The following is a 13,283-nucleotide window of genomic DNA, read 5'->3' as shown; positions in this document are numbered from 1 at the left end:
GGCTATGCCGGTCTTCGACTACGATCCACCCGAGAGGTTCGTGGCCGGTGCCGTGGGGCAACCGGGTTCACGAGCCTTCTTCCTGCAGGCGCGAGGCCAGGGCAGGCTGACCACCGTGGCGCTGGAGAAGTTCCAGGTCGCGGCGCTGGCCGATCGTCTCGACGAGTTGCTCGACGAGGTGTTGCGGCGAGGTGAGGGCGGTGCCGCCGTCCCCTCCGTCGCCCCGGCCGCGTTGACGGACAACGCCCCCCTCGATGTGCCGATCAGCGAGGACTTCCGCGTCGGTGTCATGGCCCTGGCCTGGGACTCCGAGGCCGCCCAGGTGGTCATCGAGGCCAAGGAGGCCACCGCCGAGGATGAGGAGTTCGAGCCGTCCCCGCTCGTCGAGCCCACGGTGCTGCGCGTGCACATCAGTCCCGGCGCCGCGAGGGCCTTCACCAAGCGGGCCATGGCCCTCGTCGCCGCCGGTCGACCGCCCTGCCCGCTCTGCGCCCAACCTCTCGACGCCGAGGGGCATATCTGTGTGCGGCTCAACGGTTACCGGGGTAGTAGCGCTTCATCTGCTGGAGGAGGCGAATGAGTGCTGAGAGCGAGCCGACGCTGAGTGCGGCGCCGGCCGCGGGGCTGGACGACGAGACCGCGACGCGTCTGCTCCGTGACGGCCAACTGGATGTGGCGGGCCGCCTGGTCGAGGCAACCAACATGACGCTCTACTGTTCGGTCCGGCTCGGCGGGCTCGCGGCGGCCTGCGTGTACAAGCCGGTACGGGGCGAACGCCCCCTCTGGGACTTTCCCGACGGCACCCTGGCCGCCCGCGAGGTCGCCGCCTACGAGGTCTCCGCGGCGATCGGCTGGCGGATCGTGCCGCCCACCGTCTACCGCGACGGCCCCTTCGGCCCGGGAATGTGTCAGCTGTGGATCGACACCGACCCCGAGATCGACCTGATGGTGCTGATCCGCAGCCGCCAGCCCTCCCTGCGGCGGATGGCCGTCTTCGACGCGGTCGTCAACAACGCCGACCGGAAGGGAGGCCACCTGCTGCCGCTCGCCGACGGCCATGTCTACGGCGTCGATCACGGGGTCTCCTTCTCCGCTGAGGACAAGCTCCGCACCGTGCTCTGGCAGTGGCGCGGCAAGCCCTTGTCCCGCGAGGCGATGAACGCCCTGACCCGCCTTGAGGCCGACCTGGAGCAGGGCCGCCTCGGCCGCCGCCTCCGTGAGCTCCTCACCCTTCACGAGGTCGAGGCCACCTGGGCGCGGGTCCGCAGGCTCCTCGACACCGGCCTGCACCCCGTGCCCTCCAAGGACTGGCCCGCCATCCCCTGGCCGCCGATCTGAGAGGCCTTGTCGCCCTCGCGGGCGACGCCCGCGCCCTTGTCCTGTCGGCGGCCCTACCGCGGCCTTGCTGTGGGCTTTTCCTGTGGGCGCGTGACCCCGGTCCGAGCCCGCCTCCCGCGAGGGCGTAGCCTCCGGGCATGTGCACGGTTGTCGTCAGTATCGATCCGAGCGCCGAGATCCCCCTGATCGTGGTCGGGGTGCGCGACGAGTTCACCGCCCGCCCCTGGGTTCCCCCGGCCCGGCACTGGCCACAAAGCCGGCCCGGCCTGATCGGCGGGTGCGATCTCCTGGGAGGCGGCACCTGGCTGGCCGTCGACCCCGGGGCCCGGAGGGTCGGCGCCCTCCTCAACGGGCTCGGCCTGCTCGCTCCCGAGGAGACCCGCCGATCACGGGGCGACCTGGCTCTCCTGGCGGCCGCCGGAGACCGGCCGACGGAGGGCGAACTCGGGCACTATGACCCCTTCCACCTGCTACGCGCCGATCCCGGCGGGGCCCGGCTGTGGCACTGGGACGGGATCACCCTGAAGAGGGACGACCTTCCCCCGGGAACCCACATGATCGTCAACAGCGGATGGGAGCGCGGTGAGGAGAACGAGCGCGTGGCGTTCTTCCGCCCCCTGTTCGCCGGGGCGGGCCGCCCCTCGAAGCTCGACGGTCCATGGGATGAGTGGCGGGAACTCGCCACGGGAGCGGGCATCTCCTCCGAGGACCCTCGCACGATGATCGTCCATCACGAGCTGCCCGACGGACGGACCTTCGGCTCGGGGTCCGTCACCCTGCTGGCCCTGGCACCCGGCGGCGTGCGCTACGACTTCACCGCCGACCCTCGCGATCCCGGCGCCTTCCGCGAGATCCTCACGGAATGATCCGGTCGGCTTCCGGAGTTGAGGTGAGTGCCCCGTACACCCACCACCCCGCGCCAACCGGGGTGGTCTGTCTGCTGGATAGGCTGCATTTCATGAGATCGTGGTCTGAGCCGAAGGTTCCTCGGCTTCCCGGTGCCGGTGTCCCGCTGCGGCTGTTCGACACCGCCGCGCGAGAGGTCGGCCCCACAAAGCCGGGTCCCACGGCACGGATGTACGTCTGCGGCATCACGCCCTACGACGCCACCCATCTGGGCCACGCCAACACCTACCTCGCCTTCGACCTGGTCAATCGTGCCTGGCGCGACGCCGGTCATGAGGTGCACTACACCCAGAACGCCACAGACGTCGACGACCCCCTGCTCGAACGTGCGGGACGGACCGGCATCGACTGGCGTGACCTGGCCGAACGCGAGATCGAGCTGTTCCGGACCGACATGGAGGCGCTGCGCGTCCTCCCCCCGCGCGACTACGTCGCCGTGACCGAGGTGATCGACCAGGTCGCCGACCTGATCGTGTCGTTGCGTGACAAGGGCGCCACCTACGAGCTCGACGGCGACGTCTACTTCGACGTGGCCGCGGCCCCCAAGTTCGGCGCCGTCTCCGGTTACTCGGAGGAGCGCATGCTCGCCCTGTTCGGCGAGCGCGGGGGAGATCCGGACCGGCCGGGCAAGAAGCATCCGCTCGACTGGCTTCTCTGGCGCGCGGAGCGCCCGGGGGAGCCGTCCTGGCCCTCCCCCTTCGGCGTGGGCAGACCCGGCTGGCACATCGAGTGCACCGCGATCGCCCTGGCGAACCTGTCCAGTGGTTTCGACGTCGCGGGTGGCGGTTCCGACCTGATCTTCCCCCATCACGAGTGCGGCGCCCACGAGGGCCACGTGGCCTGCGGGGAGTGGCCGTTCGCGAGGGCGTACGTGCACGCGGGCATGGTCGCCCTGGACGGCGAGAAGATGTCCAAGTCGAAGGGCAATCTGATCTTCGTCTCCCGCCTGCGCCAGGAGACCGACCCGATGGCCATCCGGCTGGCCCTGCTGGCCCACCACTACCGTGCCGACTGGGAGTGGACCCCGGAGCAGCTGGCCTCGGCGGAGGTGCGGCTGGCGCGCTGGCGCTCGGCCGCGGGGCTGCAGACCGGCCCCGACGCCGACGTCGTGCTCGAAAGGGTACGCGCCCGGATCGCCGACGACCTGGACGCTCCCGGAGCCCTCGCGGCCGTCGACGACTGGGCCGAGCGGGCCCTGTCGGAGGGGGGCAGTGACCCGGACGCGCCGGTCCTGGTCAGGAAGACCGTGGACGCGCTGCTCGGGGTCGAACTCTAGGGGCCGGTGGTCGTCCGTGCCGGGCACTCCCGCTCCGGCCTAGGGGATGCCCGGTGACACGGGCATCTCCGGCACCAACGGGTCCCCGCGCTCGGAGGGCGGCCCAAGAGAGGTCCGGGCCCAAGAGACGACTGAGCCCGCACCGCGCGAGCGGTGCGGGCTCAGTCTGAAGCCTTTGAGGTCAAACCAGATCAGATGACCTGAACCTGGTCGGCCTGCGGGCCCTTCTGGCCCTGCGTGGTGACGAAGCTGACACGCTGGTTCTCCTCCAGGCTGCGGTAGCCGCCGGAGTTGATAGCCGAGTAGTGCACGAAGACATCGGCGGTGCCGTCATCCGGTGCGATGAATCCGAAGCCCTTTTCGGCATTGAACCACTTAACGGTGCCCTCAGACAAAACTACTTCTCCTCATTGGGAGCCTCACCGAACCACCAGGTCGGCGGCACGGGGCTGCGTTGCGGACCCTACCATGCACCCGCGGAAACCATCCGGAGAAACTGTGTAACGTCCGCTGTCGGCGGACTTCTCATAAGCACTTGAGATGATAAGGCTAAACTGAGAGCTACGACTGCAACCATGCGATCCTATCCGAGGTCGCAGTGATGCGCAAGTCACGAAATGGAGTCGAGGAAGCGCTCGCGATCCTCCTCGGGGAGGTGGTCGACGAAGAGGGTGCCCTCGAGGTGATCGGCCTCGTGCTGCAGGACGCGGGCGAGCATGCCCAGGGCGCGGACGGTGACGGGTTTGCCGAACATGTCACGGCCACGGGCGGTGACCATGTAGGAGCGTTCCAGCGGCCACCAGCGATCCGGCGCGGACAGGCAGGCCTCATCGGCCACGATCTTCCGATCGGACAGCTCAAGGCGCGGATTCACCAGATGGCCGGACTTGCCGTCCAGTTCGTAGACGACGACCCGCAAGGGGACGCCGATCTGCGGGGCGGCCAGTCCCGCGCGGCCCGTGCCGGCGCGCATCGTGGCCTGGAGTGACTTGACCAGGACGCGCAGCTCGCGGTCGAAGGTGGTCACCGGCTCGGACACCGTGCGGAGCACGGGATCGTCGAACAGTCGGATCGGCTGGACGGCCACGCGCACTCCCCGAAGCGGACGGACTGACGTCGAAGACGGTTCCCGCTGCCGCCCTGACTCAATCGTTACTCCGTCAGCCCTTCGTGTTTCCGGAATGTTGCGATGGTGCGACCTGTGCATTGCGTATTTCCATGGTTAGTTACACGTAACCGGCGCACCATCACAGATAGTAAATGTGCGTAATGCCGTCCTCTTAGATTTCGGGATCGAAGCCCCCGAAATCGCAGGAGGAACGAACGATGGCCAAGCCCTGGATCAGCGACTGGCGGCCCGACGACCCCGACTTCTGGCAAGGACAGGGCAGGAAGGTGGCCCGCAGGAACCTGGTCTTCTCCATCTTCGCCGAGCACCTCGGGTTCACGCTGTGGACCGTGTGGAGCATCGTGGCCGTGCAACTCGGCTCCTACGACTTCTCCACCGACCAGCTCTTCTGGATCGTCGCCCTGCCCAACCTGATCGGCTCCGCGCTGCGCATCCCGTACACCTTCGCCCCGGCCAGGTTCGGCGGCAGAAACTTCACCGTCGTCAGCGCCCTGCTCCTGCTCGTGCCCGCGGTGCTGCTCGCCGTCGCGGTCGGCAACCCCGCCACCCCCTACTGGGTGTTCCTGGTCATCGCGGCCACGGCGGGCCTGGGCGGCGGCAACTTCGCCTCCAGCATGGCCAACATCACCTACTTCTACCCCCAGGACAGGCAGGGCTCGGCGCTCGGGCTCAACGCGGCGGGCGGCAACATCGGGGTCAGCTCCGTGCAGCTCGTCATGCCCCTGGTGATCGGGGCGTTCGGCCTGGCCGCCGCGGGACTGTTCTGGGTCCCGTTCATCCTGGCCGCCGCGATCGGCGCCTACTTCTTCATGGACAACCTGACCTCCGCCAAGGCCAGTCCCGCGGACCAGCTGAAGGTCGCCGGCCGGGCCCAGACCTGGATCATGTCGGTCCTGTACATCGGCACCTTCGGTTCCTTCATCGGCTACTCCACCGCGTTCCCGCTGCTCATCAAGAGCCAGTTCCCCGAGCAGGCATCCCTGGTGGCGCTGGCCTTCATCGGCCCGCTGCTCGGCTCGCTGGTCCGCCCGATCGGGGGCTGGCTGTCGGACCGGCTCGGCGGGGCGCGGGTGACGCTTGTCAACTTCGCCGCGATGGCGGGCGCGGCGGCGCTGGTCTGGCAGGGCCTGTCCCAGCACGCCTTCGCGCTGTTCTTCTGCGCCTACATGCTCCTGGTCGCCACCACCGGCATCGGCAACGGCTCCACCTACCGGATGATCCCGGCGATCTTCCGGGCGAAGGCCGTGGCGGGTCTCGCGGCGGGTACCAAGGCCCACGAGGCCGCCGTGGCCGTCGGGAAGCGGGACGCCTCCGCCGCGATCGGGATCATCTCCGCGATCGGTGCCTTCGGTGGGTTCTTCATCAACCGTGGCTTCGGCAGCTCCATCGCCGCCACCGGGGGAGCGGGTGCCGCACTCGCCTCCTTCGCCGCCTTCTACCTGGTGTGCGCGGTCATCACCTGGGCCTGCTACCTGCGTACCGCAGGATCGGTGCCGAGCCTGGCGGCGGCGCGCGTGTGATCGCCGGCGTGACAGGTACCCGGTTTCGCTCACATCCGACACCGGTCCTGCCGACGGACAACTCACATCGGCCTCATCGCGTATGTGAACGCGGTTAGCGGCTTGTAGCACATCGGTAACAGGGGAGACCACGCCGTGAAACCACCTGAAAGCACCATCGGATCCATGCCGGTCTCACTTCCCCCCCAGACGCGTGTGAAGGCTGGGACGACGGCGTACCACCCCCACCGCGCTCCGCGGTACGGCAGAGACGCCGCGGCGGACGAGACCGTCACCGTCATCGCCTCACGTCAGGGCGCCCGCTCCTCGGGAGGGACGGCCGCGCCGCGGGCGGGGAAGAACGGCGCCACGACCGGCCCCGAGGGATCGGCGGACGACGGCGGAACGTACGGGAAGACGACAGCGGAGCGGACGGGAAAAGGAGCGCGGCCATGTCACGGCTTGTCGTGGTAGGACACGGACCCACATCGCACCGGCTGGTCGAGGCGCTGGTCGCCAAGGGCTTCGCGGGCGACATCACGGTGCTGGGGGAGGAGCCCCGGCCGGCGTACGACCGGGTGGCGCTCACCTCCTACCTGGCGGGCAGGAGCATCGAGGACCTCACCTATCCGACGCCGGAAGGGGTCGTGCTGCGGCTGTCGTCCAGGGTCGTGCGCATCGACAGGGAGGCGCGTGAGGTCACCACCGCCGACGGGCACCGAGAGCCGTACGACGTGCTGGTGCTGGCCACCGGTTCCAGCCCGTTCGTGCCGCCGGTGCCGGGCAGGGAGCTGGACGGCTGTTTCGTCTACCGCACGATCGACGACCTCGACGCGATCAGGCAGGCCGCCTCGGGCGCCACGAGCGGCGTCGTGATCGGCGGAGGGCTGCTGGGGCTGGAGGCCGCCGACGCGCTGCGGGGCCTGGGGCTGGCGACGCACGTCGTGGAGATGGGCGGCTGGCTCATGCCCCGGCAGGTCGACGAGGGCGGCGGCGCCGTCCTGCGCGGCCACGTGGAGGCGCTCGGCCTGAGCGTGCACACCGAGGCGGGGGCCAAGGAGATCGTCGCGGGCCCGGACGGGCGGGTCGCGGGCCTGGTTAAGCCGGACGGTGAGACCGTCGAGGCGCAGATCGTGGTCTTCTCCGCGGGCGTCAGGCCGCGCGACGAGCTGGCCAGGCAGGCGGGCCTGGAGGTCGGCGGACGCGGCGGGATCGCCGTGGACGACGGGATGCGCACCGGCGACCCGGCGATCTACGCGGTCGGCGAGTGCGCCCTGCACGAAGGGATGGTCTACGGGCTGGCGGGGCCCTGCTTCACGATGGCCGAGGTCGCCGCCGACCGCATCATGGGAGGCGAGGCGGTCTTCACCCGCGCCGACCTGTCGACCAAGCTCAAGCTGCTCGGTGTGGAGGTCGCCCAGTTCGGGGCGATGGAGGGCGCGCTGGACGTGACCTTCATGGACCCGGTGGGCGGGGTCTACCAGAAGTTGTTCGTCAGCGACGACGCCCGCACCCTGCTCGGCGGGATCTGCGTCGGCGACGCCACCCCGTACAACACCCTCAAGCCCTTCGTCGGCCGTGACCTGCCGGGTTCGCCGAGCGAGCTGCTGTTCACCGGCGGTCCGGCGAACATGGAGGTCCCCGACGACGCGCAGATCTGCTCGTGCAACAACGTCACCAAGGGGCAGGTGTGCGAGGCCATCGCCGAGCACGGTCTCACCGACGTCCCCGGCATCAAGGCGTGCACCCGCGCCGGCACCACCTGCGGCAGTTGCGTTCCGACGCTCAAGCAGATCCTCGTCTCCTCGGGCGTGGAGGTCTCCAAGGCACTGTGCGAGCACTTCGCGTACAGCAGGGCGGAGCTGTTCGACATCGTCCGGGTGCGTGGCATCACGACGTTCTCGTACCTCATCGCCGAGCACGGCACCGGGCGTGGCTGCGACGTGTGCAAGCCCGTCGTCGCCTCGATCCTCGCCTCGCTCGGCAACGGCCACATCCTCGACGGCGAGCAGGCCGCCCTGCAGGACACCAACGACCACTTCCTGGCCAACATCCAGCGCAACGGCACCTACTCGGTGGTGCCGCGCATCCCCGGCGGGGAGATCACCCCGGAGAGCCTCATCGTGATCGGCGAGGTGGCCCGCGACTTCGGTCTCTACACCAAGATCACCGGCGGGCAGCGGATCGACCTGTTCGGGGCACGAGTGGAGCAGCTCCCGCTGATCTGGAAGCGCCTGGTGGACGCGGGTTTCGAGTCCGGGCACGCGTACGGCAAGGCTTTGCGCACGGTGAAGTCCTGTGTCGGCTCGACCTGGTGCCGCTACGGGGTGCAGGACGCCGTGGGCATGGCCATCGCGCTGGAGCTGCGCTATCGGGGCCTGCGCTCACCGCACAAGCTGAAGTCGGCCGTCTCCGGCTGCGCCCGCGAGTGCGCCGAGGCCCGGGGCAAGGACTTCGGCGTCATCGCCACCGAGAAGGGCTGGAACCTCTACGTGGGCGGCAACGGCGGTTTCACCCCGCGCCACGCCGACCTGTTCGCCTCCGACCTGAGCACCGAGGAACTGGTCCGCGTCATCGACCGGTTCCTGATGTTCTACATCCGCACCGCCGACCGCCTGCAGCGCACCTCCGCCTGGCTGGAGGCTCAGGGCCTGGCCTACGTCAAGGAGGTCGTCCTGGACGACTCCCTCGGGATCTGCGCCGACCTGGAGGCCCAGATGGAGCGGCACGTGGCCGGTTACGCCGACGAGTGGCGTGCCACGATCGAGGACCCGGAGAAGCTGCGGCGGTTCGTCTCCTTCGTCAACGCCCCCGGGACCCCGGACCCGTCCATCGCCTTCGAGACCGAGCGCGACCAGGTGAAACCGGTCCTGATCCCGCTGGAGGTCGTCCGTTCCTGAGCGGTCCCGGACCGTTCTGAGCCATGCCCGCCCGTACCGTCACCGTCGCACCCCGAGGACCCGAGGAGAGGAGACCTTCACCGATGACAGCACTGAGAGAAGACCTGGAGACGACCCGCTGGACCCCGGTCTGCTCCTACACCGACCTGCTGCCCGAGCGCGGAGCGTGCGCGCTCGTCGGCGACAGGCAGATCGCGCTGTTCCGCGCCTTCGACGGCTCCCTGTTCGCGATCGGCAACCTCGATCCGTTCAGCGGCGCCCACGTCCTGTCCCGCGGGATCGTGGGCACCAGGGCCGGAGAGCCCGTGGTGGCCTCCCCCATGCACAAGCAGGTGTTCTCCCTCGTGACGGGGGTGTGCCTGGACGATCCCGCGGTGGCCGTGCCGACCTATCCGATCCGCGTCACCGGCGCGACGGTGGAGGTGGGCTCCGCGTGAGCGGGGGCGGGCGCGGAGCGGGCAGCGTGGAGTCGTGGACGGCCGGATACCGAGGAAACATCGAGCGAGGAGTGGTGAACGACAGATGAGCATGGCCGTTCTGGACAGTCCCATCGGCTCTCCCGAGACCGCGCCCGACGCGCTGGCCGGGTTCACGATCGGGGTCACCGCCACCCGGCGGCGCGAGGAGTTCTGCGCACTGCTGGAACGCAGGGGCGCCAGGGTGGTGCGCGCCCCGGCGATTCGGCTGGTTCCCCTGGCGGAGGACGCCGACCTGCTGGCCGCGACCCGTGCCAGTCTGTCGGCCCCGATCGACGACGTGGTGGTCACCACCGGCGTCGGCTTCCGCGGCTGGATGGCCGCGGCCGAGGGCTGGGGGCTGTCCAGCGACCTCTCCGAGCATCTGACCTCGGCCAGGCTGCTGACCCGCGGGCCCAAGGCGCGCGGAGCGGTCAGGGCGGCGGGTCTGATCGACCACTGGACCCCGCCCACGGAGTCGTGCGAGGAGGTCAAGCAGCACCTGCTCGCCCAGGACCTGCGCGGCCGCCGCATCGCCGTGCAACTGCACGGGGAGCCGCTGACCGGTTTCGTGACCGCGCTGCGCGAGGCGGGCGCGGAGGTCATCGAGGTGCCGGTCTACCGGTGGCTGCCCTACCGCGACGTCTCGCCGCTGCGGCGACTGGTCAGCCAGGCCATCTCCGGCGGGGTGGACGCGGTGGCCTTCACCAGTGCCCCGGCCGTACTGGCCATGCTCAACTCCGCTCGTGCCGACGGCCTGGAGGACGCACTGATCGCGGCCTTCGCCGGACCGGTCGTCGCCGCCTGCGTGGGCCCGGTCACCGCCGGGCCGCTGGAGGCGCGCGGGGTGCCCACCGTGCAGCCCGAGCGCTCCCGCCTGGGCACGCTGGCCCGTGCCCTCGCCAGGCACCTGCCCGAGCACAGTGTCACCCGTCTGGTCGCGGGCGGCCACCAGCTGGAGATTCGCGGCCACGCCGTCGCGGTGGACGGCGAGCTGAAGCCGCTGCCGCCGGCACCGATGGCGGTCCTCAAGCGCCTGGCGGACAAGCCGGGACACGTGGTGGCCCGTTCGGATCTGAGGACCGTGCTCCCCGGCGGTCCGTCGCGCGACTCGGCCGAACACGCGGTCGAGATGGCCATCACCCGGCTGCGCCGAGCCCTCGGCCCCGCGGGGATCGTCGAGACGGTCGTCAAGCGCGGCTACCGCCTGGCCTGTGACCGGGGCGAAGGCCTGTGACGACTCTGGTCCTGGCCGGGCACGGCACACGCAGTTCTGCTGGGGAGGAGACCCTGGCGGGCCTGCGGGACCTGGTGCGCGGGGGTCGCCGGGGCACACGTGTGGAGCAGGCGTTCCTGGAGATCAGCTCACCTCTGCTCGCCGACATGCTTCCCGGACTGCCCGGCCCCGTCGTGGTGGTCCCGCTGCTGCTGGCGGGCGGTTACCACGTCCACATCGACCTGCCCTCCGTGGTGGCCGCGGCCAGGCCGGACGCCGTGGTGGCGCCGCCGCTGGGGCCGCACCCGCTGCTCGCCGCCGTTCTCGCCCGGCGGCTGTCCGCCGCCGGGCTGAGGGCGGCCGACTCGGTGATCCTGGGGGCGGCGGGGTCGTCCGATCCCGCCGCGCTCGCCGACGTGCGGGCGGCGGCCCGGCTGCTGTCGGTCCGGCTCTCCCGTCCGGTCACCGCGGCCTTCGCCGCGACGGGCACCCCTTCGGTCGCCGAGGCCCTGGACCGGCTGCGCTCGGGACCCGCGCCGCGGATCGCGCTCGCCTCCTATCTCCTGGCCCCCGGCTTCTTCCAGGACCGCCTGGCGGCGTCCGGCGCCGACCTGGTCGCCGCGCCGCTGGGGGTGGACGCCGACCTGGCCGCGCTGGTGTGGGCCCGGTTCGACCAGGCCCGCCTGGCAGCGGCGGCCTCGAAAGGCGGCCAGACCCGCCGTGCGTCCGTGGCGGCGGGGGCCGGGGCACGCCAGGCAGCGCCGGAGCGCGAACGTCCCGGCTCAGGGGGTCACCTGGCGCCGGTGGTCCCGGGAGGCGATCAGTCTCGCTGGGGCTCCAGTCTCAGCTCCCGGACGATCTCCTCGGCGACCTCGTCACGTGACGGCAGGAAGTCGGGGCCGAGAAGTATCTCGTAGTAGGCGTGGCGGAAGCACCCGGCGAGCAGCAGCCTGGCGCTGGCGACCGGGACGACCCCGGGGGAGAGGCGCCCCGCCCGTTCCTCGGCCGCGAGATAGGTGGCGATCGGGATGATCTCGGACATCGGGTCGATGTCGCTGTCACGCATCGCCTCGCGGAACCGGACGGTGACCGAGGGGGAGGTGAAGGCGGGAAGCGCCGCCGACTGGACCTCGCAGTAGTAGTCGATGCCGGCTCGCGCGATGGGCAGAAGGTTCTCGCTCACCCGGCCCTTGCCGACCAGATACATCAGGTCGTCGAGAATGCGCCGCCAGACCGGGAGCCGATCCTGCAGCAGGGCGAGGAACATGTCGACGGCGTGCCCGGAGGCGGTGCCCCGGGAGCGCGGCTGCGAGGCGTCGCCGGCCTCCTCGCGTTTCATGAACGCGGCCAGCTCGAGGACGCGGAGCCGCGCGTCCTGCGCGTTCCCGCGCGGGTCGGCGGTCTTGTGGTAGGGGTCGATGTAGGGAGTCGCCATGGTCGCCCTAACGTGCGCAGTCACATGGACAGGTGGTCGTGGCAGTGATGCGTCGTTCGTCGGCCCCCCGCGGGAGGCCGTGTCCTTCCCGGCCGTGGAGTCGCCGACATCCGGTTTGCCGTTCGGCGTCCCCGAGGATCCGGGACGCGCCCGATCAGTGCTGTCGGCCCGGGCCTGACCCCAGGATCAACTGATCTCAACCTAGGCGAAAAAGGGCGGCCGGTGGTAACCGTACGCCGTGAGTTCAGCCGTCGGAGTCACGGTCGCGGCGGCGCAGATAGCGCTCGAACTCGGCGGCGATGGCGTCGCCGCTCGCCTCGGGCAGCTCGGCGGCGTCCTTGCGCTCCTCAAGCTCCTTGACGTACTCGGCGACCTCGCTGTCCTGGGAGGCGAGCTCGTCGACGCCGTGCTCCCAGGCCCGGGACTCCTCGGCCAGCTCGCCCAGCGGCATCGGGATGTCGAGCAGGTCCTCCATCCGGCTGAGCAGTGCCATGGTGGCCTTCGGGTTGGGCGGCTGGGCCACGTAGTGGGGCACCGAGGCCCACAGTGACACGGCGTGCAGCCCGGCGGCGCCCAGCGAGTGCTGGAGGACGCCGACGATGCCCGTCGGTCCCTCGTAGCGGCTCAGCTCCAGGTTGATCGCCCTGGCCAGGCCCTCGTCGGTCGCCGATCCCACGATCGGCACCGGGCGGGTGTGCGGCGAGTCGTTGAGCAGCGCGCCGAGCAGGACCGCGAGCTCGACTCCCAGCTCGCGGCAGACCAGCACGATCTCCTCGCAGAACGCGCGCCAGCGCATGTTGGGCTCGATGCCGCGCAGCAGCACCACGTCGCGGTCGACGCCCGGCGGCCTGGCCACCGACAGCTTGGTGGTCGGCCAGGTGATGGAGCGCGTCAGTCCCTCACCCATCTCGACGATCGGGCGGGTCATCTGGAAGTCGTAGTATTCCTCCGGGTCCAGGGAGACCAGCGGGGTCGCCTTCCACTCGTCCTCCAGGTGCGCGATCACTCCGCTCGAAGCCTCACCCGCGTCGTTCCACCCCTCGAACGCGGCGATCATCACCGGGTCGACGAGCTCGGGCAGACCTTCGATCTCGATCACGCGCCCCCTCCTTCTCACCTCACGCCCTAC

Annotated in this window: 13 protein-coding genes; 9 read left to right on the top strand and 4 right to left on the bottom strand. The window is 70.5% G+C overall.

Annotated features, from left to right (window positions below):
• Positions 1 to 4: 4 nt before the first annotated feature.
• The 4 genes from ACFY3V_RS21295 to mshC all read left to right on the top strand — a co-directional run bounded on the left by ACFY3V_RS21295 (position 5) and on the right by mshC (position 3,520).
• Entirely contained in the window at positions 5 to 580 is a 576-nt protein-coding gene (locus ACFY3V_RS21295; protein ID WP_362897273.1) for a DUF3090 domain-containing protein, read from the top strand.
• Positions 577 to 1,338 carry an SCO1664 family protein gene (locus tag ACFY3V_RS21290; protein WP_350947681.1) on the top strand — a complete coding sequence of 254 codons (762 nt, stop codon included), beginning with the start codon at positions 577 to 579 and terminating at the stop codon, positions 1,336 to 1,338. The genes ACFY3V_RS21295 and ACFY3V_RS21290 overlap by 4 nt, the downstream gene beginning before the upstream one ends.
• A 137-nt stretch (positions 1,339 to 1,475) precedes the next feature.
• Positions 1,476 to 2,204 carry an NRDE family protein gene (locus ACFY3V_RS21285; protein WP_362897272.1) on the top strand — a complete coding sequence of 243 codons (729 nt, stop codon included), beginning with the start codon at positions 1,476 to 1,478 and terminating at the stop codon, positions 2,202 to 2,204.
• Positions 2,205 to 2,296: 92 nt separating this feature from the next.
• Positions 2,297 to 3,520 carry a cysteine--1-D-myo-inosityl 2-amino-2-deoxy-alpha-D-glucopyranoside ligase gene (mshC, locus tag ACFY3V_RS21280; protein ID WP_362897271.1) on the top strand — a complete coding sequence of 408 codons (1,224 nt, stop codon included), beginning with the start codon at positions 2,297 to 2,299 and terminating at the stop codon, positions 3,518 to 3,520.
• Between the two features lie 191 nt (positions 3,521 to 3,711).
• Here mshC and ACFY3V_RS21275 read toward each other — a convergent pair whose 3' ends face one another.
• Together ACFY3V_RS21275 and def are read right to left on the bottom strand one after the other, a co-directional pair.
• Complete coding sequence (locus ACFY3V_RS21275) at positions 3,712 to 3,915, bottom strand: cold-shock protein (protein WP_344903117.1); 204 nt, start codon at positions 3,913 to 3,915, stop codon at positions 3,712 to 3,714.
• 215 nt (positions 3,916 to 4,130) lie between these two features.
• Positions 4,131 to 4,607, bottom strand: coding sequence for a peptide deformylase (def, locus tag ACFY3V_RS21270; protein ID WP_362897270.1), 477 nt, complete (start codon positions 4,605 to 4,607; stop codon positions 4,131 to 4,133).
• 239 nt (positions 4,608 to 4,846) lie between these two features.
• Between def and ACFY3V_RS21265 the strand changes: the two genes are divergently transcribed.
• From ACFY3V_RS21265 to ACFY3V_RS21245, 5 genes are all read left to right on the top strand, one after another.
• Positions 4,847 to 6,169: an MFS transporter gene (locus tag ACFY3V_RS21265; protein ID WP_362897269.1), complete on the top strand. Its 1,323-nt coding sequence runs from the start codon at positions 4,847 to 4,849 to the stop codon at positions 6,167 to 6,169.
• A 431-nt stretch (positions 6,170 to 6,600) separates the two neighbouring features.
• Positions 6,601 to 9,048, top strand: coding sequence for a nitrite reductase large subunit NirB (gene nirB, locus ACFY3V_RS21260; RefSeq protein ID WP_389775537.1), 2,448 nt, complete (start codon positions 6,601 to 6,603; stop codon positions 9,046 to 9,048).
• 83 nt (positions 9,049 to 9,131) lie between these two features.
• Complete coding sequence (nirD, locus tag ACFY3V_RS21255; protein WP_350947675.1) at positions 9,132 to 9,485, top strand: nitrite reductase small subunit NirD; 354 nt, start codon at positions 9,132 to 9,134, stop codon at positions 9,483 to 9,485.
• Between the two features lie 85 nt (positions 9,486 to 9,570).
• Positions 9,571 to 10,740, top strand: a complete 1,170-nt coding sequence (locus ACFY3V_RS21250; protein ID WP_350947674.1) for a uroporphyrinogen-III synthase — start codon at positions 9,571 to 9,573, stop codon at positions 10,738 to 10,740.
• Positions 10,737 to 11,636: a sirohydrochlorin chelatase gene (locus ACFY3V_RS21245; protein ID WP_350947673.1), complete on the top strand. Its 900-nt coding sequence runs from the start codon at positions 10,737 to 10,739 to the stop codon at positions 11,634 to 11,636. Before ACFY3V_RS21250 ends, ACFY3V_RS21245 begins: the two co-directional genes overlap by 4 nt.
• Here the strand turns inward: ACFY3V_RS21245 and ACFY3V_RS21240 are convergent.
• Both ACFY3V_RS21240 and ACFY3V_RS21235 read right to left on the bottom strand, forming a co-directional pair.
• Positions 11,540 to 12,154: a hypothetical protein gene (locus tag ACFY3V_RS21240; RefSeq protein ID WP_362897267.1), complete on the bottom strand. Its 615-nt coding sequence runs from the start codon at positions 12,152 to 12,154 to the stop codon at positions 11,540 to 11,542. The two genes, ACFY3V_RS21245 and ACFY3V_RS21240, sit on opposite strands and share 97 nt — an antisense overlap.
• Positions 12,155 to 12,398: 244 nt before the next feature.
• On the bottom strand, positions 12,399 to 13,253 hold the full coding sequence (locus tag ACFY3V_RS21235) for a PAC2 family protein (protein WP_350947671.1): 855 nt from the start codon (positions 13,251 to 13,253) through the stop codon (positions 12,399 to 12,401).
• Positions 13,254 to 13,283: the final 30 nt, after the last annotated feature.

It is taken from the genome of Streptosporangium sp. NPDC000095 (assembly GCF_042899335.1).
Lineage (GTDB): Bacteria > Actinomycetota > Actinomycetes > Streptosporangiales > Streptosporangiaceae > Streptosporangium.
This window is presented reverse-complemented; position numbering and strand designations above follow the sequence as displayed.